The organism is Citrobacter sp. CK202, assembly GCF_030333225.1.
In the GTDB taxonomy this organism is placed as follows: domain Bacteria; phylum Pseudomonadota; class Gammaproteobacteria; order Enterobacterales; family Enterobacteriaceae; genus Citrobacter_B; species Citrobacter_B koseri.
Genome location: NZ_JAOWGI010000028.1, coordinates 704731 through 728409, shown reverse-complemented (window position 1 = coordinate 728409; position 23679 = coordinate 704731). Strand labels below are relative to the sequence as shown.

At 53.4% G+C, this 23679-nt stretch carries 26 protein-coding genes; 9 read left to right on the top strand and 17 right to left on the bottom strand.

Going from position 1 to position 23679, the window contains the following annotated elements; all coding sequences use genetic code 11:
- Positions 1-13: 13 nt before the first annotated feature.
- Together gspD and gspC are read right to left on the bottom strand one after the other, a co-directional pair.
- Positions 14-1936: a type II secretion system secretin GspD gene (gspD, locus tag OGX84_RS19515; protein ID WP_112002323.1), complete on the bottom strand. Its 1923-nt coding sequence runs from the start codon at positions 1934-1936 to the stop codon at positions 14-16.
- A 13-nt stretch (positions 1937-1949) separates the two neighbouring features.
- Complete coding sequence (gspC, locus tag OGX84_RS19510; RefSeq protein WP_112002324.1) at positions 1950-2681, bottom strand: type II secretion system protein GspC; 732 nt, start codon at positions 2679-2681, stop codon at positions 1950-1952.
- A gap of 300 nt (positions 2682-2981) precedes the next feature.
- Here gspC and OGX84_RS19505 point away from each other — a divergent pair, with 300 nt between their 5' ends.
- Positions 2982-4559 carry an ExeA family protein gene (locus OGX84_RS19505; RefSeq protein WP_286458303.1) on the top strand — a complete coding sequence of 526 codons (1578 nt, stop codon included), beginning with the start codon at positions 2982-2984 and terminating at the stop codon, positions 4557-4559.
- Positions 4559-5059, top strand: a complete 501-nt coding sequence (locus OGX84_RS19500) for a type II secretion system protein GspB, cryptic system variant (RefSeq protein ID WP_112002326.1) — start codon at positions 4559-4561, stop codon at positions 5057-5059. Before OGX84_RS19505 ends, OGX84_RS19500 begins: the two co-directional genes overlap by 1 nt.
- A gap of 86 nt (positions 5060-5145) precedes the next feature.
- Here the strand turns inward: OGX84_RS19500 and OGX84_RS19495 are convergent, their stop codons facing one another.
- From OGX84_RS19495 to OGX84_RS19485, 3 genes are all read right to left on the bottom strand, one after another.
- Entirely contained in the window at positions 5146-5769 is a 624-nt protein-coding gene (locus OGX84_RS19495) for a helix-turn-helix domain-containing protein (protein ID WP_012133085.1), read from the bottom strand.
- Positions 5770-6061: 292 nt separating this feature from the next.
- Entirely contained in the window at positions 6062-6892 is an 831-nt protein-coding gene (locus tag OGX84_RS19490; RefSeq protein WP_047457875.1) for an N-acetylmuramoyl-L-alanine amidase, read from the bottom strand.
- Positions 6889-7212, bottom strand: coding sequence for a heavy metal-binding domain-containing protein (locus OGX84_RS19485; protein WP_012133087.1), 324 nt, complete (start codon positions 7210-7212; stop codon positions 6889-6891). The genes OGX84_RS19490 and OGX84_RS19485 overlap by 4 nt, the downstream gene beginning before the upstream one ends.
- A 127-nt stretch (positions 7213-7339) precedes the next feature.
- Between OGX84_RS19485 and OGX84_RS19480 the strand changes: the two genes are divergently transcribed.
- The 6 genes from OGX84_RS19480 (at position 7340) to artJ (ending at position 12110) form a co-directional block, all read left to right on the top strand.
- The gene (locus tag OGX84_RS19480; RefSeq protein WP_112002226.1) at positions 7340-7855 is read left to right on the top strand and encodes a lipoprotein; all 516 of its coding nucleotides are present in this window, start codon (positions 7340-7342) and stop codon (positions 7853-7855) included.
- Positions 7856-8247: 392 nt separating this feature from the next.
- Positions 8248-8976: an arginine ABC transporter ATP-binding protein ArtP gene (gene artP, locus OGX84_RS19475; RefSeq protein WP_024130493.1), complete on the top strand. Its 729-nt coding sequence runs from the start codon at positions 8248-8250 to the stop codon at positions 8974-8976.
- Between the two features lie 17 nt (positions 8977-8993).
- Complete coding sequence (gene artI / locus OGX84_RS19470; protein WP_024130494.1) at positions 8994-9725, top strand: arginine ABC transporter substrate-binding protein ArtI; 732 nt, start codon at positions 8994-8996, stop codon at positions 9723-9725.
- A gap of 6 nt (positions 9726-9731) precedes the next feature.
- Positions 9732-10448, top strand: coding sequence for an arginine ABC transporter permease ArtQ (gene artQ / locus OGX84_RS19465; RefSeq protein ID WP_012133091.1), 717 nt, complete (start codon positions 9732-9734; stop codon positions 10446-10448).
- Positions 10448-11116, top strand: a complete 669-nt coding sequence (artM, locus tag OGX84_RS19460; RefSeq protein WP_012133092.1) for an arginine ABC transporter permease ArtM — start codon at positions 10448-10450, stop codon at positions 11114-11116. The genes artQ and artM overlap by 1 nt, the downstream gene beginning before the upstream one ends.
- Before the next feature lie 262 nt (positions 11117-11378).
- Entirely contained in the window at positions 11379-12110 is a 732-nt protein-coding gene (gene artJ, locus OGX84_RS19455) for an arginine ABC transporter substrate-binding protein ArtJ (protein WP_112002224.1), read from the top strand.
- A 37-nt stretch (positions 12111-12147) separates the two neighbouring features.
- On the opposite strand, the gene OGX84_RS19450 is transcribed toward artJ, so the two are convergent.
- The 12 genes from OGX84_RS19450 to OGX84_RS19395 all read right to left on the bottom strand — a co-directional run bounded on the left by OGX84_RS19450 (position 12148) and on the right by OGX84_RS19395 (position 23244).
- Positions 12148-13617, bottom strand: coding sequence for a sensor histidine kinase (locus OGX84_RS19450; RefSeq protein WP_049009774.1), 1470 nt, complete (start codon positions 13615-13617; stop codon positions 12148-12150).
- Positions 13601-14308, bottom strand: a complete 708-nt coding sequence (locus OGX84_RS19445) for a response regulator transcription factor (RefSeq protein ID WP_112002223.1) — start codon at positions 14306-14308, stop codon at positions 13601-13603. Before OGX84_RS19445 ends, OGX84_RS19450 begins: the two co-directional genes overlap by 17 nt.
- 132 nt (positions 14309-14440) lie before the next feature.
- Positions 14441-15571, bottom strand: a complete 1131-nt coding sequence (gene rlmC, locus OGX84_RS19440) for a 23S rRNA (uracil(747)-C(5))-methyltransferase RlmC (protein WP_112002222.1) — start codon at positions 15569-15571, stop codon at positions 14441-14443.
- Between the two features lie 40 nt (positions 15572-15611).
- Positions 15612-16100 (bottom strand): YbjO family protein, encoded by a 489-nt coding sequence (locus OGX84_RS19435; protein ID WP_112002244.1) that lies wholly within the window; start codon positions 16098-16100, stop codon positions 15612-15614.
- A gap of 60 nt (positions 16101-16160) precedes the next feature.
- Positions 16161-17006, bottom strand: a complete 846-nt coding sequence (gene potI / locus OGX84_RS19430) for a putrescine ABC transporter permease PotI (RefSeq protein WP_012133100.1) — start codon at positions 17004-17006, stop codon at positions 16161-16163.
- Positions 17003-17956, bottom strand: a complete 954-nt coding sequence (gene potH / locus OGX84_RS19425; protein ID WP_047457887.1) for a putrescine ABC transporter permease PotH — start codon at positions 17954-17956, stop codon at positions 17003-17005. Before potH ends, potI begins: the two co-directional genes overlap by 4 nt.
- 9 nt (positions 17957-17965) lie before the next feature.
- Positions 17966-19099 carry a putrescine ABC transporter ATP-binding subunit PotG gene (gene potG / locus OGX84_RS19420; protein ID WP_012133102.1) on the bottom strand — a complete coding sequence of 378 codons (1134 nt, stop codon included), beginning with the start codon at positions 19097-19099 and terminating at the stop codon, positions 17966-17968.
- Positions 19100-19196: 97 nt separating this feature from the next.
- The gene (gene potF / locus OGX84_RS19415; RefSeq protein WP_012133103.1) at positions 19197-20309 is read right to left on the bottom strand and encodes a spermidine/putrescine ABC transporter substrate-binding protein PotF; all 1113 of its coding nucleotides are present in this window, start codon (positions 20307-20309) and stop codon (positions 19197-19199) included.
- 417 nt (positions 20310-20726) lie between these two features.
- Positions 20727-21203 carry a YbjN domain-containing protein gene (locus OGX84_RS19410; RefSeq protein ID WP_047457888.1) on the bottom strand — a complete coding sequence of 159 codons (477 nt, stop codon included), beginning with the start codon at positions 21201-21203 and terminating at the stop codon, positions 20727-20729.
- Between the two features lie 89 nt (positions 21204-21292).
- Positions 21293-22195 carry a 30S ribosomal protein S6--L-glutamate ligase gene (gene rimK, locus OGX84_RS19405; RefSeq protein WP_024130496.1) on the bottom strand — a complete coding sequence of 301 codons (903 nt, stop codon included), beginning with the start codon at positions 22193-22195 and terminating at the stop codon, positions 21293-21295.
- Between the two features lie 52 nt (positions 22196-22247).
- A complete protein-coding gene (nfsA, locus tag OGX84_RS19400) occupies positions 22248-22970 on the bottom strand; it encodes a nitroreductase NfsA (protein WP_071259591.1) in 723 nt (240 codons plus the stop codon).
- Positions 22954-23244, bottom strand: coding sequence for a YbjC family protein (locus OGX84_RS19395; protein ID WP_112002221.1), 291 nt, complete (start codon positions 23242-23244; stop codon positions 22954-22956). Before OGX84_RS19395 ends, nfsA begins: the two co-directional genes overlap by 17 nt.
- A gap of 171 nt (positions 23245-23415) precedes the next feature.
- Here OGX84_RS19395 and OGX84_RS19390 point away from each other — a divergent pair, with 171 nt between their 5' ends.
- Positions 23416-23679, top strand: coding sequence for a GrxA family glutaredoxin (locus tag OGX84_RS19390; RefSeq protein ID WP_024130497.1), 264 nt, complete (start codon positions 23416-23418; stop codon positions 23677-23679).

Genomic DNA, 23679 nt, shown 5'->3' with positions numbered 1-23679 from the left:
GCGACACCCCGGCTTACTCTTTAAACGGATTGCGCGACGCCGTGGCTGGCGCAGCAGTGCTGGTTTTTACGGGCGACGGGAACGCGGGCAGAATGGCGTTATCGCCCGGCTCCAGGATGCCCATTTTCTTCTCCTCCATACGCTGCTGCTGGCGCGCGCGCACCTGGTCGTATTTCTCTTTCGACGCGGCGCTGTAGTTATCGTCATCGCGCAGAACGGTGGTATGGATAAAGACCATCAGGTTTCGCTTGGTGGTATCCTGCGAGGTGTAGCGGAACAGTTGCCCCACCAGAGGAATATCGCCAAGCAGCGGCACTTTCGACACATTCTGTTTGGTGACATTTTCGATAAGCCCTCCCAGCACTACCGTCTGCCCGCTGTGAACCATCACTTCGTTATTGATCGTGCGGGTGTTAAAGGTGGGGCCTAAAGACGAATCCTCCGTCGAACTGGCGTCCACGCTGGAAACTTCCTGCTCGATCTTCATGTGGATCATGTCGCCGTCATTAATCTGCGGCAGGATCTTCAACTTCGTCCCCACCGTCTTACGCTCAACGGTGTTAAAGACGTTGTCGCCCGTCGTCGTTTGCGAACCAGAAAGCACCGGCACATCCTGACCAACGTTAAACGACGCTTCTTTGTTATCCAGCGTCACCACGCTCGGCGTGGAGAGAATGTCATTTTTGCCGTTGGTCGACAGCGCCGTCATCAGCGCGCCGAAATCGCCGTTAAAGAAACCTGTCGCCATACCGGTAAAATTCACGCCTTTTATCGTCCCGTTCTTAACCTGGCCGATCGGCAGACCGGTTGCGCCAAACTGTACGCCGCCGTGTTTACTCGTCCACTGCACGCCGAGATCGGTTCCGGCGCCATCCTGCACTTCAGCGATAATGGCTTCCACCAGTACCTGGGGACGGCGAATATCCAGCTTGTCGATCACCTTCTCAAGCGAGTTCATCACGTTCGGCTGCGCGGTGATCACCAGTGAGTTTGTCGACTCGTCGGCAGTAATATTCAGATCGGTCGCGGCAACCGGCGATTTACTTTTCGCCGCGCCCGGCTTGTCCTTCATCTGCTCTCCAATGCCCGTTAACACCGACACCACTTTGGCGGCATTGGCATATTTCAGGTAGAAGACGCGGGTATTCCCCTCGTTATTCTGCTCGCGATCAAGCTGCGCTATCAGCGTGCGGGTACGCGCCCGCGCTTCTTCGCTGCCGCTAATGACCAGGCTATTCGTCTCCTCATCCGCCACCACTTTGGTCGCCAGTTGCGGTGCGTTCTGCCCTTTTTGCTCTTCGTTGTTGAGGTTATTCAACATATCCGAAAGTTCTTTCGCAGAGGCGTAATGCAGCGGAACGATTTCGCGCCGCTGTACGCCGGAACGATCGACGCGCTGAACCAAATCGACCAGGCGGTTCACCACCGAGGCTTTACCGGTGAGCAGCAGGACGTTCGACGGCTCAAAGTGCACCACGTTGCCGATACCGGTCGCATCATTCAGCTGGCGCAACAGCGGCGCCAGTTCGCGTACCGGTACATTTTCCATCCGCACGACGCGGGTAATAATTTCATCCCCTTTACCGGGATTTTTGCTGTCGGCAATCGGCGTTCCCGCGGTTCTCGCAACGGATGAACGAACCACTTTCACCATGCCGTTATCCATCGGAATCACGGAAAGTCCGTACAAATCCAGCACGCTGAGGAAAAACTGATAGTATTCATCTTCGGTCAGGACGTTATACGTCCGAACCGATACGGTTCCCTGTACCGACGGATCGACCAGAATCGTTTTATTAAGATTACGGCCAACCGTATCAATAAATTCACGAATATCAGTATTTTTAAAGCTGGCGCTAAAATTCGCCGCAAAGAGCGAACTGGAATATAACGCCAGAGTTGTCAGCGCCACGCACGCCCACGGAAATTTCTTCATGGCAATTCACTTGTTAGTTGTTTAAAACATTGACCTGAATATTTTCCAGGTGAGCGTGACGTCTTACGACTACCGCCGCTTCTTTCATTTTTGACCAGCCAGCAATGATGCTTTTCGCCTGTTCTTCTTTCGTCATATCGGTACTGTTCACCTTCACAACCACATCACCCTTCTCCAGCCCACTGTTCTGAAAGAAAGACGAAGCATTGCGCGGGTTGATTTCGTACCCTTCCAGACGACCTTTTTCAATAAACGGTTTTAGCACCAGGACATCATTAAGATGCAGGCTCTCTGCACCGGCATCGTTTGTCGGTTTTTGTAGCGGGCCGCTTTCAACACCGCCTCTGAAATAATCAGGTTTCTTTAATGCCAGTACCTGCGTAGTACCTTCATAATTAACCACCACATTGTCGTTATTGATCTCCTCAATACAGGCGTCACTCACTCCCACGAGGCTTTCGCCTTCGCGATAACTTTGCTGTCCCGCAGGCGTTTTAATAACGGCAAACGATAGCCATCTTTCATCGCTGCTGACGATGCCTTCAATCTCGGCAGAGAGCGGTGATTTAACCGCTGCTGGCGTATTTCGCTGCCAGACGGCAGGTTGAAAAAGCGCAAATGACTTTTCTTTTTCGTCATTTTTACGCACGTTAATTTTTCTGTTATTTAACTTGTTTGTAACCTTATTATAGTTTTTAAAAACAACATACCCTTGATGCCCGCTGAATATCAGTAAAACAAACATCACGCAGGGTGCAATCAATCGGGAGAAAAGCTGCATCCTCATTATTTAAATGCCTTTAATAAAGCTAAATTTCGCAGCACCGGCTGCGCCAATCGGTGCGGCAAATAGTAATGAGCGGCAAGAAAGTCGACCACTCGCTTTCCCGGCAACTTTATTGCAGAAAAACATTGACGATTTCACTTACTGGTGTTAGCGAAAATAATCAGAGTAATTTTCTCCTGTCCGGCATTTGCCCGAATAAACCCGCTCAATTATTTTTAGCGCAACGTTTCCAGAAGCCAGAAAGTACAGCGAGACACCATGTATCAGCATCATTTTAAATTTTCCGCTCAGCCGTTTGGCAAACTCACCCGGCGAACGGGAGAGTTTTTCGTTCATTATCATCAGGACATCTTTTCCCTGTTGCAGGAAAAAACCAACGTGCCCGGCATCATCGGTCTGTTTTCTGACGAACCTGAATTAGACAATGCCTTTGTGGAAAAACTGCGTAACGGCGGCACACCTGCGCTGGCCATTAACGCCTTCCCCAAACTGAGCGCCAGTACGCTGCTCTATAAACTGAACCCTGCCGTTAAAGAGGGTAAAAACAAAATTTATGCCATTGATGCCATTTTGCGCCAATGGCATGAGGAAACGCCTTCGCGTAATAAAAAAGGCAAACTGCTGATCCTCTCCACGGCACAAGCCATGAAAGATAATTGTTGGGATGTTCTGGGTATGTTGCTGACGCGGGCGCAAGAGCTGAACTTCCCGCTCACGATTCTTCTGACCGGCTCTCCCGATCAGAAATCCCGTCTTCTGGATCATTCTGGTTTACAGCCCCGCGTTCATACCTGCCTTGCGCTACGTTCGCTGACCTGCCGTGAATATCTCGACTACGTCGGGGCACAGATGGACGAACAAAACGTCGATACCTCGCCACTGACGCCCGCGCGGGTGCGCAGAATGCATGCGCTGACCAAAGGCCACGTGACCGGACTCAATAAACTGGCGCATCTGGCGCTGCTTGCCGCATGGACCGAGCGGGCGATACAGGTTTCCCCACGCCATTTACGCCTGGCTGCCGGTGAACTCCTGCCGCCCACGCCGCGCGGTAAACGCCTGGCAACCGCAGGGCTGTTTGCCTCCGTCCTGTTCGCCTGCTGCGGCTGGTACTTTTCCGGCGCGATCGCGTCTCGCCTGCCGCAACAAGTGCCGGTTCCGGCCAGCTGGAAAAAGACGCTGCCTGAGACGACTGCGCCTGTTATGCCCACCATTGAAAATGAGGTGGTTAATCAGTCGGACGCCATGCATCAGCTCTATCTTATGTGGGGTTATGATGCTTCCGCGAACGATGCGCTATGCCAGAACGCAGCGCGAGTGAACCTGATGTGTCGTCAGGGGAATACGTCTTTACAGGCGCTGGAACAGGAAGGTTATCCGTGGGCAGGAGAGATCAAAACGGGTAATCACCTGAATTACGCCGTCGTGGCCCACGTTGATAAACAGTCGCTCGATCTTCTGATCAATAACCGAACCTGGCAGGTAAGCAGACACTGGTTTAATCAACACGCCACCGGAAATTACACGCTTTTGCATCGTTTAACGCCGCAAGGGAAAGATGAGATTAGCGCGACCAGCGACGATAAAGACCTGGCGTGGCTGGATCAAACGCTAAGCCAGACGTTGAATGAACCGCTGACCCACTCGCGAAGCTGGACGGCTGAACTGGCAAAACGCACCCGTGAATTTCAGGGTAAGACAGGACTGCATGTCGACGGCATCGCCGGCGAAGAGACGCTGATGCAGTTAATGCGCGCAACCAACAGCGTTCCGGGCGTACTGGCGCAAACACTAAGCCAGAAGCAGGAACATGAAACGCAAGGGAACACGAAATAATGTCCACCATTTGCCTTGCTGCACAGCGCAGTTTCACGACGGGAGAAGCGGTCTATTTTGCCTGGCGCCTTCCGGCGCCCCAAAAAGTGCTGTTCCGCGCCATGATGTGGCTGCTGACCCTCTGCACGTTTATTATTGCCGGACTGTATGCCCATATTTACTGGAACTGTCAGCATCCGACGCCTGAGCCGAAACAGACAAAAGTGGAAAACCCGGATACCCGGCTTTCTGAGATGCACTATGTTTATATTTCGAAGCCATTCCCGCAGCCAGCCCCCAAACCGGCCCCTGCTCCCCAGGCGTTACCCCCATTGCAGGATGAAGCGCCGGTAAGTCAAGACAGCGACTGGCGGCAAGCGCCGGAAGGCGATCTCTCGGATCGGGCATTGCCCGGCGCGGAAGAACAGACGCCATCGTTGAAAGCGCGTTTCCTGCAAGCGTTACAGGAGCAAAAAGAGGACTATCAGCAGGGAAAAATACCGGAACCGCCCGATGATTGATGACGCAAGAAAACATCATTACGCCTTAATGCGCTCCCCAAAGGCCTCCGCTTCATTAGCTGAAGAGGAGACAATGGGAAATGTGATTAATATTTTTCTGGCAAGGTCGTCATCGACATTAATCGGCTTTTCTCAATGACGATATAGTTTCCTTTTTTAAGGTCAGAGAGAATTTTGATGATCGTACTACGGGCAAAATTCGTATACTCCTGAATATAGTCGTATACATTGATGTCACGGTTATGGTGAATAATCAGCTCATTAATTTCGATTAAAAATTCACGAATAACAGAGTAAGCGCTACGGGCAACCAAAACATCATCACGTTTGCTAAGCAGACAAATATACCATGACAGCACCCTGGTGAGATCTGGCCATAAACTGTGTTCAGTCAACAGGCGCATAAACTCATCTTTTTTGATTGAGCGCACGACGGTATTGGTACGAGCAAGCCCATACATATGCAGAGAACCATAAAATATGGCAGATAACCCAAAGATACACTGCCCTTGCAGGGTAAACATACATAACTCATCGGAGGTACGGCGAAATTCAACGTCTCCGCTCACGATAATATGAATATATTCCGAGTCACTGGTGGTGATTTTCTGCCATTTTTTTAAGGTTTTTTCTTTATAACCTGACGTTAAAGAAATAATACGTTCCATTTCATGATGCGGACGAATTTTCTTACCGTAAATGCTTAACATATTATGCCTTTCAAAGAATATTGATTTGAATTTAATGACAAGCGACGAGTGATAACCTCAGCTTAATGTCACTCACTGATTCAACCTGGTTAAAAATAAAATTAAGCAAAAAAAAGATTGTGCGCGCTAAGTTTCACGACTTTTAGCGTATAAGAAATATCTTCCTGATAAAATCAATCATAGATGAGGGGAATTTAAAGTCAATTAACCATAGATTAATTTGATTTTTATCCAAAATGAATTTCGATGAAAATAAACAAGTTAACTGACTTTTATCACGACGTCAGCGCCATTAATTCTGGCCATATTTTTCCAGTAACGCATTAGCAATCGCTTGCGTTTGCGCATCCGCCACCCCGTTCCATAACGCCGGGCGGAAATGCATCTGGAACGCCATGATCACCCGCTGCTGTTCACGCGCGGTCATCTCCGGTTTGACCTCGTAACCATAACGCGAAAGCAAGTCGAGCAATGATGCGGGATCGACTGGCGTATTGGGCGCGCGTCCCGCCAGATAAAACGCCACGCGCTGTTCATCAGGCCAGGCGCCAATACCCTGCGCCGCCAGATCGCGCCAGGGGAACAGAGGGCCGGGATCGTCTTTACGCTGCGGGGCAATATCCGCATGCGCCACCACGTTTTGCGGCTTAATGTCGTAGCGGGCAATGATCTCTTTCGCCAGTGGGATCAGGGCCTGAATTTGCGCAGGTTCAAACGGAGCGAAGTATTTCATTCCCGCCGACTTTTGCCAGCCGCGATTTTCCAGTTCGATACCAACAGACGTGTCGTTGATGCGCGTTGCGCCGCGCCAGAAGCTGATGCCCGCGTGCCACGCCAGATCGTGCTCTGGCACCAGTTGCCAGATACGCGGCTTGCCACGGTGAAGCGGCGGTACAGCAGGAATTAAATAGTGCGAGCTGACGTTTTTATCCGTTAACGTCGCCAGAGAGGTATCAAAGTCATCCGCCGTGTAGTGGATGACCAGGATTTTGATGCGCGGGTACGCCGCCTGTGCCTGATGACGGGTATCCAGCTGATACCCGTCTTTATCAATAATCCCTTTCTCGCCCGCGCACCCGGTTAACAGAAGCGCGAACGCGACCAGCCAGAGCAGGCGTCTCATCGGCGCGTTTTTACCGCCGTCCCGCTGACGCTCACCATCAGCATACTGCTGTCTTTGCCTACGGTCTCATAGTCAATATCGATGCCCACAACCGCATCCGCACCCAGCGCTTTCGCCTGTTCGCCCAGTTCCTGAAAAGCGATTTCACGCGCTTTACGCAACTCTTTTTCATAGGAACCCGAACGTCCGCCGACGATATCGCGAATACCCGCGAAGAAGTCACGGAAAATGTTGGCGCCCAAAATGGCTTCACCCGTTACCACACCGCAATATTCCACGATGTTCTGCCCTTCCAGCGTCGGGGTTGTCGAAAACTGCATAGCCGATCTCCTTGTTTACCTAAGCACTCGATCTCAAACGCATTATCAGACCGATACGCTATCATTGAAAAGATATAATTGATTATCGTAGATCGCTTTTTGGCAGATCGCTTATAAGGAAATCACTATGCGCTACAGCAAACTTTCTCTGCTCGTCCCTTGCGCACTGCTGCTCAGTGCCTGCACAACCGTCACTCCTGCTTATAAAGACAATGGCCCGCGCAGCGGGTCGTGCATAGAAGGCGGGCCGGACAGCGTGGCTCAACAATTTTATGACTACCGCATTCAAAACCGTACTAACGACATTACCGCCCTTCGCCCTTACTTAAGCGACAACCTGGCAAAACTGCTCTCTGACGCCAGCCGTGATGGCGAACACCGCCAGTTGGTGAGCAGCGACCCGTTCTCCAGCCGCACCACCTTCCCGGATAGCGCCAGCGTAGCCAGCGCGTCCACCATTCCTAATCGCGACGCCCGCAACATCCCGCTGCGCGTGGAGCTGAAGCAAGGCGACCAGACCTGGCGCGACGAAGTGCTGATGATCCATGAGGGTCAGTGCTGGGTTATTGATGATGTGCGTTATCTTGGCGGCAGCGTCCACGCGCCAGCCGGTACGCTGCGCCAGTCCGTCGAAAACCGCTGATCACCCGACAAAACGTCGATAAATCATAAGCCCCACAAATTGTCTGGCATTCTGCATAGAATGCCGACAATTATTCTTGCCGCCTACCGCCCCCGCTATTTTGTGCTATGTTTAGTGAAGAATGCGGTTTGCATTTAACTTTTAACGCATAAATATTGCATAACTATTCTGTCAAAGGTACTATCTGCGGCCTCAACATACACAAAATCATTCATGATGCGTCGAGGCGGCAAGTGACTGGAGTGACAAATCTGTCAGGAACAGATTTGAACGTCGCGAGCAACGGTCCGTAAGGGCGAGTCTCAGGGTGAGACGAGTCACTCAGCAGCCAACAAAGAGGCAGCATGAAGGATGACGTGTACAGTTATCAGACTGCCAGCATACGAGAATCAATGAGTATTCAATTAAACGGCATTAATTGCTTCTACGGCGCGCATCAGGCGCTGTTCGATATCACGCTGGATTGCCCTCAGGGCGAAACGCTGGTGTTACTTGGCCCAAGCGGAGCGGGTAAAAGCTCGCTGCTGCGTGTACTCAATCTGCTTGAGATGCCGCGCTCCGGCACGCTCACTATCGCAGGAAATCATTTCGACTTCACGAAAACGCCTTCCGATAAGGCGATTCGTGAATTACGCCAGAACGTAGGCATGGTTTTTCAGCAATACAATCTCTGGCCGCATCTCACGGTACAACAAAACCTGATTGAAGCGCCCTGCCGCGTGCTGGGTCTGTCAAAAGACCAGGCGCTGGCGCGTGCCGAGAAGCTGCTGGAACGTCTGCGTCTGAAACCTTACAGCGATCGCTATCCTCTGCATCTTTCCGGCGGTCAGCAACAGCGTGTGGCTATCGCTCGTGCGTTAATGATGGAGCCGCAGGTGCTACTGTTTGACGAGCCAACCGCCGCGCTGGACCCGGAAATCACCGCGCAAATCGTCAGTATTATTCGTGAACTGGCGGAAACCAAAATTACCCAGGTGATCGTCACTCACGAAGTAGAAGTGGCGCGTAAAACCGCCAGCCGGGTGATCTATATGGAAAACGGTCACATCGTCGAGCAAGGGGATGCGAGCTGCTTTGCAAACCCGCAGACCGATGCATTCAAAAACTATTTATCTCACTAAGATTCGGGACAATGACAATGAAAAAAGTTCTGATTGCCGCGCTAATTGCAGGCTTTAGCCTTTCCGCTACAGCAGCTCAAACCATCCGTTTCGCCACGGAAGCATCCTACCCTCCGTTCGAATCTATGGATGCCAGTAACAAAATCGTTGGCTTTGACGTCGATCTGGCCAATGCGCTGTGTAAAGAGATTGACGCGACCTGCACCTTTACCAACCAGGCGTTTGACAGCCTGATCCCAAGCCTGAAGTTCCGTCGTTTCGACGCGGTGATGGCCGGTATGGACATCACGCCTGAGCGTGAAAAGCAGGTTCTGTTCACCACGCCTTACTATGACAACTCCGCGCTGTTCATCGGTCAGCAGGGTAAATACACCAGCATCGACCAGTTGAAAGGCAAAAAAGTGGGCGTACAGAATGGCACTACCCACCAGAAGTTCATCATGGATAAGCACCCGGAAATCACCACCGTGCCTTATGACAGCTACCAGAACGCGAAGCTGGATCTGCAAAATGGTCGTATTGACGGTGTGTTCGGCGACACCGCCGTGGTCACTGAATGGCTGAAAGATAATCCGAAGCTGGCGCCGGTTGGCGATAAAGTGACCGACAAAGATTACTTCGGCACCGGCCTCGGCATCGCGGTACGCCAGGGCAACACGGAACTACAGCAGAAATTCAACACTGCGCTGGAAAAAGTGAAGCAAGATGGCACGTACGAAACCATCTACAACAAATGGTTCCAGAAGTAAGACTTGATGAACGAATTTTTTCCTTTAGCAAGCGCCGCCGGGATGACCGTCGGCCTTGCCGTTTGTGCGCTGATCATCGGCCTCGTCCTCGCTATGATTTTTGCCGTCTGGGAGTCCGTAAAATGGCGCCCGATAGCCTGGACAGGTTCCGCAGTGGTCACGATTCTGCGCGGCCTGCCGGAAATTCTGGTGGTGCTGTTTATCTATTTCGGTTCCTCTCAGCTTCTGCTGATGCTGTCTGATGGCTTCACCATCAACCTGGGGTTTGTGCAAATCCCGTTGCAGATGCAGATTGAAGACTTCGACGTCAGTCCGTTCCTGTGCGGCGTCATCGCGCTGTCGTTGCTGTATGCGGCATACGCGTCGCAAACGCTGCGCGGCGCGCTGAAAGCGGTTCCGTCTGGACAGTGGGAATCCGGTCAGGCGTTGGGCTTATCAAAAACCGCGATTTTTTTCCGCCTGGTGATGCCGCAAATGTGGCGTCATGCGCTGCCAGGGCTGGGCAACCAGTGGCTGGTATTGCTGAAAGATACCGCGCTGGTCAGCCTTATCAGCGTGAACGATCTGATGCTGCAAACAAAAAGCATCGCCACGCGCACTCAGGAACCGTTCACCTGGTACATTGTGGCTGCGGCTATCTATCTGGTGATTACGCTGGTGAGTCAGTACATTCTCAAACGCATTGACCTGCGCGCGACACGTTTTGAGCGGAGACCAGGCTGATGTTTGAGTATTTACCTGAACTGATGAAAGGGCTGCACACCAGCCTGACGCTGACGGTTGCGTCTATCATCGTCGCGCTGATCCTGGCGCTGATTTTCACCATCATTCTGACGCTGAAAACGCCGGTGCTGGTATGGCTGGTTCGCGGCTACATTACGCTGTTTACCGGTACGCCGCTGCTGGTGCAAATCTTCCTGATCTACTACGGCCCGGGGCAATTCCCGTCGTTACAGGATTACCCGGTACTCTGGCATCTGCTGTCCGAGCCGTGGCTATGCGCCTTACTTGCCCTGTCGCTCAACAGCGCGGCCTATACCACGCAGCTGTTCTATGGCGCGATCCGTGCGATCCCGGAAGGCCAGTGGCAGTCCTGCGGCGCGCTGGGGATGAGCAAAAAAGATACCCTGGCGATCCTGCTGCCGTACGCGTTTAAACGCGCCCTCTCCTCTTACTCCAATGAGGTGGTGCTGGTCTTCAAGAGTACGTCTCTGGCGTATACCATTACGCTGATGGAAGTGATGGGCCACGGCCAGCTGCTGTACGGTCGTACCTACGATGTGATGGTGTTTGGCGCGGCTGGCGTGATTTATCTGATCGTCAACGGTTTGCTAACCTTGCTGATGCGCCTCATCGAGCGTAAAGCGCTGGCGTTTGAGCGCAGGAATTAAGAACATCATATGTAGGCCTGATAAGATGCGTCAGCGTCGCCATCAGGCAATGGCGCAAGCGCCTTATCCAGCCTACAAAATCATCGACATAAATGCATAAAACGAAATCATAAAGACGGACAAACCACTAAACTGTCCGTCTTTTTTATAACAATAAAAATACTTAATCATTTTTATTGCATATAAATTCATTAAATGGCATTGTAAACCCATGCCGCAGACACGGTGAATAATCATAAGATTGACAGACGGGAGTTCCACCATGAAAAAGTTAGTTCTGGCCGCATTACTCGCTACTTTCGCCGCTGGCGCCTCAGCTGCCGATAAAATCAATTTCGGCGTTTCCGCCACTTACCCGCCGTTCGAATCACTGGATGCGAGCAATAAAATCGTCGGTTTCGATATCGATCTGGCGACTGCGTTATGCAAACAAATGCAGGCCGACTGTACTTTTACCAACCACGCGTTTGACAGCCTGATCCCGGCGCTGAAATTCAAAAAATATGACGCGGTTATCTCTGGTATGGATATTACCCCTGAGCGTAGCAAACAGGTGACGTTCACCAGCCCTTACTATGCCAACTCTGCGCTGGTGATTGCGAAAAAAGACAGCTATAAAACCTTTGCCGACCTGAAAGGGAAACGTATCGGCATGGAAAACGGCACCACGCACCAGAAATACCTGCAAGATAAGCATCCTGAAGTGAAAACCGTGGCTTATGACAGCTACCAGAATGCGATTATCGACCTGAAAAATGGCCGTATTGATGGCGTATTCGGCGATACCGCCGTGGTGAATGAGTGGCTGAAAACCAATCCGCAACTGGGCGCGGCAACAGAAAAAGTGACCGATCCGCAATACTTCGGCACCGGCCTTGGCATCGCTGTGCGCCCGGATAATAAAGCGCTGCTGGAAAAACTGAACGCCGCGCTGGCGGCAATCAAAGCTGATGGCACTTATCAGAAAATCAGCGATCAGTGGTTCCCGCAGTAATCTTCCTTGCCGGATGGCGCTGCGCCATCCGGCAATTCTATAAGGGCACAAAGAACCTAAACCGCGCGCCACTCACTGAATCCATCAGCCTGATCCCACCGCCGTGCAGTTCCAGCATCCGTCTTACAATCAGCAGCCCTAACCCTCCGCGATCTTCCCGCGACGCCTGATGCCCCAGCACCGATGGTCGCTGGAACAGTTGTTCACGCAACGCTTCGTCAATACCTGGCCCGCTGTCGCTGACCTCTACCTGTAGCTGCGCCTCCTCCTGCCACACCTTCAGCCGGATAGTGCTCCCCTGCGGCGAATGGCGCACGGCGTTATCCAGCAGATTCGTCACTACCCGCTCTATCATTGAGACGTCAGCATTGATAAGCGGCAGGGAATGCGGCATATCGACCTGCAAATGCAACTGCCGGGTCTCTATTGTCAGATCGAATTTTTGCGCCACATCCTGAATCAGCTCACCAATAGCAAAGCGCTCCAGTTGCGGTTTAATGCTGCCATGCTCAAGCCGCGCCAGCTCGAAAAGCTGCTGCGACAGGTGCCGCACCTTGTGCCCCTGACGCAGCGCAGTGGCGAGATATTGCTGCGTTTCCTGCGGCGTCAGCGTAGCGGATTTAAGCGATAACGTTTCCAGGTAGCCCAGCAATGACGTCAGCGGCGTGCGTAAGTCATGCGAGATATTGGCGATAAACTCCCGGCGCTGCCGGTCGCTGTCGGCCAGTTGATCCCACTGACCGGCGATTTTGCGCGCCAGCTCGATAAAAGTATTGCGCAGCACCGCAACTTCATCATTCACCGTGGTTTCCGGCTGCTGTGCCGCCAGCTGTTTGATGGCGGTAATGCTGTCCTGCTCCAGCCCGGCAACGTCCATCGTCAGGCGTTTTACCGGGCGCGTCACCCAGTACCAGATCAGTAACCCCGCCAGCAGGCCGAACAGCGCCACCCATAGCAGGGACCACAACACCGTACTCCAGAGTGCTTTATGCCAGGCCATTTCTGCCAGCGCATTTGACTCTTCACCTTGCAGGATGATGTACAAATAGCCTTTAAGCTCACCATCCTGACGTAAAGGGGTAACGCTGAAAACCTTCTGACTCTGACTACGCGGATCGTCGCCATAGACGGGCATCGCTGCGCCGCTGAGAAACGTTTGCAATGGACTAATATCGATCTTTTGCCGCTGGATATGGCCCGGCGGCGCGGCATCGGCCAGCAGTTCGCCATCAGAGGAGACGACATACAGCTCAACGCTCGGGTTAAAGGTCATCAGGCGGTCAAACAGCGGCTTCAGCACGCTGCGGTCAACCCTGCCCTGCGCATCCAGAATGGGTTCACGCTGCACAATCTGTTGCGCCAGCCCGCCGGACAGCCGCTGCACCATCGCGTTGCCGTACTGCATGCTGCTGTAGAGTTGCACCGCGCAGGCAACGGTAGCGCAGAGCATCAGCAGCAGAATGAACAGCAGCGTCAGCCGCTGGCTCAGGCTAAAGCGCCGCATCATGGTTCAGCTCCGCAAATTTGTAACCTTTGCCCCAGACGGTACGAATAATCTCCGGTTCAGCGGCATCTTTTTCAATCTTGATACGCAGGCGATTAATGTGGGTGTTGACGGTGTGCTCATACCCTTCGTGCTGATAGCCCCAGACCTGTTCCAGCAGCGCCAGACGCGAAAAGACTTCTCCAGGATGACGGGCAAAGAAGTACAGCAGCTCAAATTCACGCGGCGTGAGGTCCACGTCCTGACCGTGCAGGCGCACCGTACGCGCCAGCGGATCAAGCGTCAGGCCATGAGCCTGAATATGCCCGGCAGTCTGTGCCTGCCCCATAGCCTGCTGACGGCGAAACAGCGCTTTGATGCGCGCGATCAGCTCCTGCACCGAGAAGGGTTTTGCCAGGTAATCATCTGCCCCGGTTTCCAGCCCGGTAATGCGGTCCGTTTCGCTGCTGCGGGCGCTGATGATAATCACCGGCAGGTAGCGGGTCATCTGACGGATGCGACGACAAATCTCCAGACCGTCAACGTTGGGGAGCATCAGGTCGAGGATCACGGCATCCCAGGGTTGGGTTTCAAGGCACTGTAACGCCTTACCCCCATCCGGTTGGTGAGTAATGGCGCAGCCTTCGTCTTCTAGATTGAGGCGCAGGAGCGCCGCGATGTCGTGGTCATCTTCCACCAGCAGGATCTGCTTCATGGGTAAGCCTTCATTCTCTCAATGCCAATGACTTAAGCTTACCCGATTTCACAGGGGGGAAGAGTTCACATTTTGTTGAACTTTGTGCGGACGTTGCGCCAGGCGGCGGCTTCGCTTTACCCGGCCTACCGGTCAGCGTGCTTTGGTCAACAGCGTTAACACTTCATAATGCGCGGTATGCGGGAACATATCGAAAAGCTGAACACGCTCAATACGGTAGCCCGGCAAGTTGGCAATGTCCTTTGCCATCGTCTGCGCGTTGCAGCTGGAGTAGATGATGTATTCCGGCGCCATCTGGCTAAGATAGTCGCACAGGGCTTTTCCAATGCCGCGACGCGGCGGGTTCACCAGCACCAGTTCCGGCACCTCTCCTTGCGCGGTGGCGAATCGGGTGGAGTCCAGCGCCTGAAAATGAAGATTCGTCAGCCCCAGTTCCACGGCGGATTGCTTCGCGCAGGCGATTGCCTCTGGTGCGATCTCAATGCCCGTCAACGTCATTTCCGGGGTGGCGCAGTGCAAACCAAATCCCCCGACGCCGCAAAACAGATCCCACATATGATGAACAGGCAGCTGACGCACCCAGTCACGCGCTGTCGCATACAGATGGCTCGCAACGACCGGGTTGGTCTGGAAAAAGCTCTGCGGACGGATCCACAGCGGCACATCGTTAAAACGTTCTGCCAGCGCCTGCTGCTCCGTCAGGAAGATCTCCGTTTCCCCTTCCATAATCGCCATGTGTACCGGTTGAATATTCGCGGTAATAACCTTCAGCTGCGGTAACTGCGCCTGTAGCCACGGCAGCGCCGCGCGCAGCTGCGCCAGTTTGGTTTCTGAGCGCAGCACGAACCGCAGCATCATGCCGCCATCGAACTGACTTTCCGTCAGCAGGATGTATTTCAGCTCGCCGCGTTTGCGCGCCACATTGTAAGGCGTTAACCCGGCACGGGCGATGAACGGCTTCAGCGTGGCGAAAACGGGAGCAAACGTGTCGGGATAGAGCGGACAGTCGCTCAAATCCTCCGGGGTGCCATCGCGATGCAACATGCCTAACAGCGGCTTTTCCACGCTGCCGCTGACCACCATTTTGGCTTTATTACGAAAGGCCTGTTCCGGGCCGCTGACCGGCGCACACCACTGTTCAACTGAAAAATCGGCAAGCAGCCCCTTCAGATCGGCGGTTTTGGCGGAGAGTTGATCGCGGATCGGCTGGACTATCCACTGACAGGATCGACAGCGACCGGCGTCGTAGAGTGCGCACTGCATACAAAGACCTTCATATTACCAGGGGCGAGGATTATACACGTTATTGCAAACGGAAGAACCGCCTGCTGCCCGCAGGGATAAAGAGCAGCATCAGAACCAGCATGTCTGGCAATTTCTGCATCACCAGCGTGTGCAAAATTTCGCGTTTCGACTCCCCGGCAATACTGAACAGTTCCGGGTAGCCATAGCCCAACGACGCCGCCCACAGATAACCTGCGGCAATAACCTGCGTGAGCAGGTACACCCAGCGCGCCCAGTTGCGCCCTTTCACCAGCGAAAACGCGCAATATATTTCAGTAAAGACCAGCGCCAGGCTGCCTAAAAACACCAGCGTCAGATTCCAGGTTTGCACGCTGCGATGAATAAACTCCCCCATTCCCCGCATGCCGAGCGTGTTAAAAATCATCAGCAAATCGAGGCAGCGGATCAAAATAATCGCGAGCGCCGCCACCTGCACCAGCGTGGGTACATTTAAACGGGCATGTGATGAGGATGATTTCTTAAAAAATCCCAACGAATCGTCTTCCATGAAAACGTTACCGCGTTTGCCCACGGTAACGTGTTGCCAGGTTGGCAGATTTTAGTTTCTTCAGCCGCGTCTTGCACGTTGGATATCACGCATTCGCTGCTTTTCTGCGCGCGCCATCAGATACCAGGCGATAAAACCGACAATGCCTACCACGCCGAGGATAAGGGTCGCCAGCGCGTTAATCTCCGGGTTAACCCCCATACGCACGCTGGAGAAGACCAGCATCGGCAATGTCGTCGCCCCCGGGCCAGAGACAAAACTGGCGATCACCAGATCGTCCAGCGACAGCGTGAAAGCCAGCAGCCATCCAGAGATCACCGCAGGCATGATCATCGGCAGCGTAATCACAAAGAACACTTTTAACGGCGTCGCGCCAAGATCCATCGCCGCCTCTTCAATCGAGCGATCCAGTTCGCGCAGACGCGATGAAATAACCACCGCCACATAGGCCGTACAGAAGGTAACGTGCGCCAGCCAGATTGTCAGCATTCCGCGATCTGCGGGCCAGCCGATAGCATGAGCCAGGGCCACAAACAGCAGCAACAACGACAGTCCGGTAATCACATCCGGCATAACCAGCGGCGCGGTGATCATAAACGCAAAGCCATTCGCTCCACGAAAACGGCCAAAACGCACCATTACCACGGCGGCAATCGTCCCCAGAATAGCCGCCATTGTCGCGGCGCAAGCGGCAATCGTGAGGCTCAGGCCGACGGCGCTTATCATCGCGCTATCCCGGAACAGCTCGCCATACCAGCGCGTAGACCACCCCGCCCAGACAGTCACCAGCTTCGAGCTGTTAAACGAATAGATGACCAGCATCAGCATCGGCGCATACAGGAAGGTAAACCCGAGCACCAGAATAACAATTCGCCAGGGCGAACGAACCACCGGTAAAGTATTCATCCGAGTTCCCCCTCGCTTTTTTGCTGATGCTTATGGAACCAGATAATCGGTACAATCAGCAGTAATAACATGATGATAGCCACCGCAGAGGCCACCGGCCAGTCGCGGTTGTTGAAGAACTCCTGCCACAGTACGCGGCCGATCATAATGCTGTCTGGCCCGCCGAGCAGTTCCGGGATCACAAATTCCCCCACCGCCGGAATAAACACCAGCATCGATCCGGCAATTATTCCCCCTTTCGTTAACGGCACAATGACGCTAAAGAAGGTTTTCAGCGGACGCGCGCCCAGATCCAGCGAGGCCTCCACCAGCGAATAGTCAATGCGCGTCAGCGCGATATAAATCGGCAGTACCATAAACGGCAGATAGGCGTAGACAATACCGATATACACCGCCAGATTGGTATGCAAAATCGTCAGGGGATGATCGATAACCCCCAGCCACATCAGGAAGTTGTTCAGCACGCCGTTATTTTTCAGAATCCCCATCCAGGCGTAAACGCGGATCAGAAACGAGGTCCAGGACGGCAGGATCACCAGCAACAGCAGAATATTACGCGTTGACGGCCTGCTGTGCGCCACCGCCCAGGCCAGCGGATACCCCAGCAGCAAACAGCAGAGAGTCGAAACGCCCGCCACCTGCAAAGACTGCAAATAGGCGTCAAAATAGAGCGGATCGTCCGTCAGTTGCAGGAAGTTTCCCAGATTGAGGGTCAGGGATAGCTGCCCGTCGGCCCACGCCACCAGATCGGTATAGGGCGGGATCGCCCGCGCCATCTCCGCCAGGCTGATTTTAAACACGATCAGAAACGGCAGCAGGAAAAGCAGGATCAGCCAAAGGTACGGCACCGCGATGACCAGCTTACGCCCATGCTTCATTTGCATCCGCGCCAGCCACAGCGTCAGGCCGCCGGGCTTTTTATCGCGAGCCGGAGGTTCAAGTGTACTCATTTTCGCTCCTTAAACCGTCAACACCACACAGCTGTCCGCATCCCAGCATAAACGCACTTCATCGCCCCAGGTCGGCAACCCTTTGCGATAGCGATGCGCGTTCTGTAGCTGAGCGCTCAACATCTGGCCGCTTTTCAACCGCACATGATAAATCGACAAATCGCCGAGGTAGGCAATATGCACCACTTCACCCACGGCAAAGTTGTAGCCGTCTTCTGGCGGCGCGTCGCACAGCATGATTTTTTCCGGGCGCAGCGCGACATACACCGGAACGTTATCGACAACGGACGCATCCGCATCCACCTTCAGAGGATGCACCAGCCCCGGCGAATCAATGACCAGCCCATCATCCTGACGTTCCTTCAGCAAGCCTTCAAAGACATTCACAGAACCGATAAATTCCGCGCTGTAGCGGGTGGTCGGATGTTCATAAATCTCTTCCGGTTCGCCAATCTGCACGAATTTCCCACGGTTCATGATCGCAATTCGCCCGGCCATCGTCATCGCCTCTTCCTGATCGTGCGTCACCATCACGCAGGTCGCGCCAACGCGCTCAAGAATATCGACGACTTCCAGCTGCATCCGGTCGCGCAGCTTTTTATCCAGCGCGCCCATCGGTTCGTCGAGCAGCAACAGCTTCGGGCGTTTCGCCAGGCTACGCGCCAGCGCCACACGCTGACGCTGGCCGCCGGAAAGCTGATGAGGCTTACGTTTAGCGAACTCCTGCATATGCACCAGCCCCAGCATTTCGTTCACGCGCGCGGTGATTTCCGCCTTCGACAGCTTGTCCTGCTTCAGCCCAAACGCAATGTTCTGCTCCACCGTCATATGGGGGAACAGCGCATAAGACTGAAACATCATATTGATAGGGCGCAGATAAGGCGGGACATGCGCCAGATCGACGCCATCGAGCATGATTTGCCCGGCGGAGGGTTGTTCAAATCCGGCCAGCATACGCAGCAGCGTGGATTTCCCGCAGCCCGATGCGCCAAGCAGCGCAAATATTTCGCCTTTATAGATGGTGAGGCTGACATCATCCACGGCGTGTTGACCATCAAATGATTTTGTCAGGTTGCGGATTTCAAGAAGCGGCGTCAGCGCTTTACGGGTTTTCGCCTGTGGGCGGGGGGTCGCGTCGTTCACGGGGTGCTCTCCGGCATAAACAAAAATCAGTGCAAACGCACCATAAAAGTGCGCATTGCCCGGTAAACCTCACCGGGCAACGTTCTGATACAGCGGCTTATTTACCGCTTTTCACCTTCGTCCAGGCACGCGTACGCACACGGTCGATCTTCGGTTCCTGCACTTTCAGCGTGAACATTTTCGCTCGCACATCCGCAGGCGGATAAATGCCCGGGTTGTCACGCACTTCAGCGCTGACCAGCGCCGTCGCTTCTTTGTTGGCGTTGGCGTAGAACACATGGTCGGAAATGTGGGCGATCACGTCCGGGCGCAGCAGGTAGTTGAGGAACTGATAAGCCTCTTCTTTGTTTTTCGCATCAGCAGGCATCGCGAACACATCAAAGAACGCCATCGCCCCCTCTTTCGGAATGGAGAAGGAGATATTCACGCCGTTTTTCGCTTCTTTCGCGCGGTTAGCCGCCTGCCATACGTCCCCTGCCCAGCCAATCGCCACGCAGGTATCGCCGTTCGCCAGATCGTTTATGTATTGAGACGAGTGGAAATAACGAATGTTCGGGCGCAGCTTCAGCAGCAGATCGGTCGCAGGCCCCGTGTAGTCATCCGCTTTGGTACTGTTGGGATCTTTCCCCAGGTAGTTCAGCACGGTCGCGAACACCTCTTCAGGCGCATCAAGGAAGGAGACGCCGCAGCTTTTAAGTTTTTCCAGATTTTCAGGTTTCAGCACCAGATCCCAGCTATCGACCGGTGCGTCAGCCCCCAGCACCGCTTTGACTTTATCGATGTTATAACCGATACCGGTAGTCGCCCACATATACGGCATCGCGTATTTGTTGTCAGGATCGTGCTTCGCTACCAGCTTCAACAGCTCTGGATCGAGGTTTTTCCAGCCAGGTAGTTTGCTTTTATCCAGCGGCTGGAATACGCCCGCAGTGAGCTGGCGTTCCAGAAAACTGGCCGACGGGACAACCAGATCAAAACCGGTGCTCCCGGCCATGAGTTTCCCTTCCAGTACCTCGTTGGAGTCGAAGACGTCATAGACCACTTTGATACCGGTCTCTTTTTCAAAGTTCGCGACCGTATCCGGGGCGATATAATCAGACCAGTTATAGATATGCAGTGTTTTTTGTTCAGCGGCGAGCGTGCTGGCAGAGACGGCCATCAGAGCACCCGCAACCAGACCCGATAGCCATTTTTTATTTAAGGCGGTCATAATCTCTTTCCTTCTGAAAGTTCGTTAACAAACGAACCAAAAAAGTTGCATTCTAAGATATGCAAGAAACGTGCATATTTTGTCACTCGACACAGTTACAGAAGAGAGGGCTCTCTCCCTGCCGTCATTGCTCGCCATAAATACACAAAATCATTCAGGAGGTTGTCTGAAGGATGACGTGTAAAAGCTTCGCAAGAATAACTTTAGCCAGGGTTCGAGGCTATAGCTCAGATTAAAAAACGCCTTTTATCAATTTTTTATGCAGGTTTTGTCTATGTGATAAAGCGAAACAGGCGGAAAGGAGGTGAATTATTCTTTAAAGAAAGGTTAAAGGCAGAATAAAAAAATGCAAACAGCAGCCGCTCTGGCAGCGACTGCGTTAGACGCGTCATTCTTCAGGTTGCATGTGCGCAGATTTCAGTGAAGAAAATGATTTTCAGCGCTACTTTTTTGCGCGTCTTCTTCTGCGCTGAACAGCAGCTGATGCGCTCCGGCTTCCAGGATCACCATAGAAATCTGCTCTTCGCTCTGACGAACAAACCACTCGAACTGTTCATACGTCACGCCCCGCATAACGGATAAAGACTGGCAAACCACCAGTTTTGGCAGATTATCATCCTGCATATCCAGGAACGCTTTCACCGTTAACGAGCTGGCGTTAATTGCCGACAGATCGGCAGCCAGCGGCAGCAGCGCAGAGGGCCTCACTTCCGCCATTGCGGAAAACAGCACCGTGTTATCCACCAGGTCGATTTTCGCATCGTAAATGCCGTCAAAATTTTGCATATGGGGCAAATGCAGCGCCTGACAGGTATCACATTCAAAAAAACTCATGCCCAGGTCGTCGAGCCATTGACGCAACGTATCCAGAGTAGGAACGACCAGTGATGTCATAATAATGTGCTACCTCTTACGATAAAAAATTACCGGCACAGCTTACGCAAAAAGACCGCGTCATACCACGATCGGGAACGATATTGCGATTAACCGCCCGTTTTAAGGCAAAATTCGGGGGTGGCGTGACGCTCGATCCACTGGATCATTCGCCCGGCGATATCCACACCCGTCGTTTTTTCTACCCCTTCCAGACCCGGAGAGGCGTTCACTTCCATGACCAGCGGCCCACGCTCCGCGCGCAGAATATCGACGCCAGCGACATCCAGCCCCATCGTCTGCGCCGCTTTTATCGCGATCTCTCGTTCACGCGGCGTGATACTGGCGATACTCGCCATACCGCCGCGATGAAGGTTGGAGCGAAAATCGCCCTCTTTTGCCCGCCGCTCAATGGCCGCCACCACTTCGTCGCCCACGACCAGACAACGGATGTCACGCCCTCTGGCCTCTTTGATGTACTCCTGCACCAGAATGTGCGCATTGAGGCCACGAAACGCATCAATCACGCTCTCTGCGGCTTGCCGGGTTTCCGCCAGCACCACGCCAATGCCCTGCGTACCTTCCACCAGTTTTACCACCAGCGGCGCGCCGCCGACCATGTCGATCAGATCGCTGGTGTCATCCGGCGAATGCGCAATGCCAGTAACGGGCAAGTCAATCCCCTGCCGGGCCAGTAACTGTAGCGAACGCAGTTTATCGCGCGCGCGGGTAATCGCCACGGATTCGTTCAGCGGATAGCTACCCAGCATTTCGAACTGACGCAGCGCCGCTGTACCGTAAAACGTGATGGCGGAGCCAATACGGGGGATGACGGCATCAAAATGCGGCAACTGGCGGCCTTTATAGTGAATAGAAGAGGCCGCCGGGCTGATGTTCATATAGCAGGAAAGCGGATCGAGTATTTCGACCAGATGGCCGCGCTTCATCGCCGCTTCGCGCAGGCGTTTACAAGAATAGAGCGTTCCGTCCCGGGACAATATGGCAATTTTCACCCTGCACCTCTCTAAAAGACCTGGTAAAAGCCTGCGTATCATACACCGGGTGTTAGCGCGTCGCCCAACCCTGTTTATGCAAATAGTCCAGAATAAACGGGCGATTCTCTTTGATGATGGTACGACGGATATGATCGCTCCAGGTATCGCGGCGCGTATTGCTGTCGCGGGTCAGGTAATACTCCGCGATCTGCTCATCATATTGCGCCAGCAGCGCGGCATCCACAGGCTGATAGTGATTTTCATGCACCACCAGTTCTGCGGGCAGGCGCGGCTTAACGCCAGGGTTATCCGCAGGCCAGCCGAGGCACAGCCCAAACAGCGGCAGGACATATTTCGGTAATTTCAGCTGTTCCGTAACCGCTTCAATATGATTGCGGATACCGCCGATGTAGACGCCGCCCAGCCCCAGGGATTCGGCAGCGGTCAGCGCATTTTGCCCCATCATCGCCGTATCGACCGTGCCCAGCAGCAGCTGTTCCGCCAGCCCGAGCTGCGCGTCCGGGCAAATCTGTAAGTGACGATTAAAATCAGCGCAGAAAACCCAGAATTCCGCGGCCTGCGCAACGTGCTTTTGCCCGCCCGTCAGGGGCACCAGCGCTTCGCGCATGGCTTTATCGGTAATGCGGATAATGGAACTGCACTGTAAAAAACTGGAGCTTGAGGTTCCCCGCGCGGCGGCAATAATCGACTCACGCTGCGCATCGGAAATCGGCTCATCGGTGAAATGACGAATAGAACGGTGACCACGGATTAAATCAATGGTTGGAGTCATGCGGTTTTTCTCTTGCTGAACGGGAAGAAGAATCGGGTGAGCGCGTCATCAGTTGCGGCGCAATAAGCTGCGCGATCCGCCACATCAGCGCCACCGCAGCGGGAAGCATAAGCAGGATACCGAGAAATATCATCACCGTTACCGCCAGCGGCCTGTTCATCGGCGCGGGTAATGTGAGGTACTGATTGAGCGACAGCAACGCCGCTGCCAGCAAAATCATACCGAGAACTTCCAGAATCAACACGCTTTTGGGTAAAGCGCCAATCGAGCGCATAAGGGCCTCCCGGATAACGGATGCTCAGTGTAACGCGTTCAGGTTTATCGTGTTTAACAGATATAGCCTATAGGTATCAAAGCAACAGGCGCAACCTGCTTTTCAGATGCGTCGTTTAACGGCATCATAGCCGCCATTCGTCACAAGGCTATGAGTTCGAGGAAAAAAACAATGTTTACCGTTATTTTTGGTCGCCCAGGGTGCCCGTATTGCGTGCGTGCGAAAGAGTTAGCAGAAAAACTGAGCACTGAGCGCGATGATTTTAACTATCGCTATATTGATATTCATGCTGAAGGCATTACCAAAGCGGATCTGGAAAAAACCGTGGGTAAACCGGTAGAGACCGTACCGCAGATTTTTGTCGATCAGAAACACATCGGCGGTTACACCGATTTTGAGGCATGGGCAAAAGAGAATCTGAACCTGTTCGCCTGA

Coding starts and splice junctions, on each gene's coding strand:
- gspD (WP_112002323.1), bottom strand. CDS start 1,936: ATGAAGAAATTTCCGTGGGCGTGCGTGGCGCTGACAACTCTGGCGTTA.
- gspC (WP_112002324.1), bottom strand. CDS start 2,681: ATGTTTGTTTTACTGATATTCAGCGGGCATCAAGGGTATGTTGTTTTT.
- OGX84_RS19505 (WP_286458303.1), top strand. CDS start 2,982: ATGTATCAGCATCATTTTAAATTTTCCGCTCAGCCGTTTGGCAAACTC.
- OGX84_RS19500 (WP_112002326.1), top strand. CDS start 4,559: ATGTCCACCATTTGCCTTGCTGCACAGCGCAGTTTCACGACGGGAGAA.
- OGX84_RS19495 (WP_012133085.1), bottom strand. CDS start 5,769: ATGTTAAGCATTTACGGTAAGAAAATTCGTCCGCATCATGAAATGGAA.
- OGX84_RS19490 (WP_047457875.1), bottom strand. CDS start 6,892: ATGAGACGCCTGCTCTGGCTGGTCGCGTTCGCGCTTCTGTTAACCGGG.
- OGX84_RS19485 (WP_012133087.1), bottom strand. CDS start 7,212: ATGCAGTTTTCGACAACCCCGACGCTGGAAGGGCAGAACATCGTGGAA.
- OGX84_RS19480 (WP_112002226.1), top strand. CDS start 7,340: ATGCGCTACAGCAAACTTTCTCTGCTCGTCCCTTGCGCACTGCTGCTC.
- artP (WP_024130493.1), top strand. CDS start 8,248: ATGAGTATTCAATTAAACGGCATTAATTGCTTCTACGGCGCGCATCAG.
- artI (WP_024130494.1), top strand. CDS start 8,994: ATGAAAAAAGTTCTGATTGCCGCGCTAATTGCAGGCTTTAGCCTTTCC.
- artQ (WP_012133091.1), top strand. CDS start 9,732: ATGAACGAATTTTTTCCTTTAGCAAGCGCCGCCGGGATGACCGTCGGC.
- artM (WP_012133092.1), top strand. CDS start 10,448: ATGTTTGAGTATTTACCTGAACTGATGAAAGGGCTGCACACCAGCCTG.
- artJ (WP_112002224.1), top strand. CDS start 11,379: ATGAAAAAGTTAGTTCTGGCCGCATTACTCGCTACTTTCGCCGCTGGC.
- OGX84_RS19450 (WP_049009774.1), bottom strand. CDS start 13,617: ATGATGCGGCGCTTTAGCCTGAGCCAGCGGCTGACGCTGCTGTTCATT.
- OGX84_RS19445 (WP_112002223.1), bottom strand. CDS start 14,308: ATGAAGCAGATCCTGCTGGTGGAAGATGACCACGACATCGCGGCGCTC.
- rlmC (WP_112002222.1), bottom strand. CDS start 15,571: ATGCAGTGCGCACTCTACGACGCCGGTCGCTGTCGATCCTGTCAGTGG.
- OGX84_RS19435 (WP_112002244.1), bottom strand. CDS start 16,100: ATGGAAGACGATTCGTTGGGATTTTTTAAGAAATCATCCTCATCACAT.
- potI (WP_012133100.1), bottom strand. CDS start 17,006: ATGAATACTTTACCGGTGGTTCGTTCGCCCTGGCGAATTGTTATTCTG.
- potH (WP_047457887.1), bottom strand. CDS start 17,956: ATGAGTACACTTGAACCTCCGGCTCGCGATAAAAAGCCCGGCGGCCTG.
- potF (WP_012133103.1), bottom strand. CDS start 20,309: ATGACCGCCTTAAATAAAAAATGGCTATCGGGTCTGGTTGCGGGTGCT.
- OGX84_RS19410 (WP_047457888.1), bottom strand. CDS start 21,203: ATGACATCACTGGTCGTTCCTACTCTGGATACGTTGCGTCAATGGCTC.
- nfsA (WP_071259591.1), bottom strand. CDS start 22,970: ATGACTCCAACCATTGATTTAATCCGTGGTCACCGTTCTATTCGTCAT.
- OGX84_RS19395 (WP_112002221.1), bottom strand. CDS start 23,244: ATGCGCTCGATTGGCGCTTTACCCAAAAGCGTGTTGATTCTGGAAGTT.
- OGX84_RS19390 (WP_024130497.1), top strand. CDS start 23,416: ATGTTTACCGTTATTTTTGGTCGCCCAGGGTGCCCGTATTGCGTGCGT.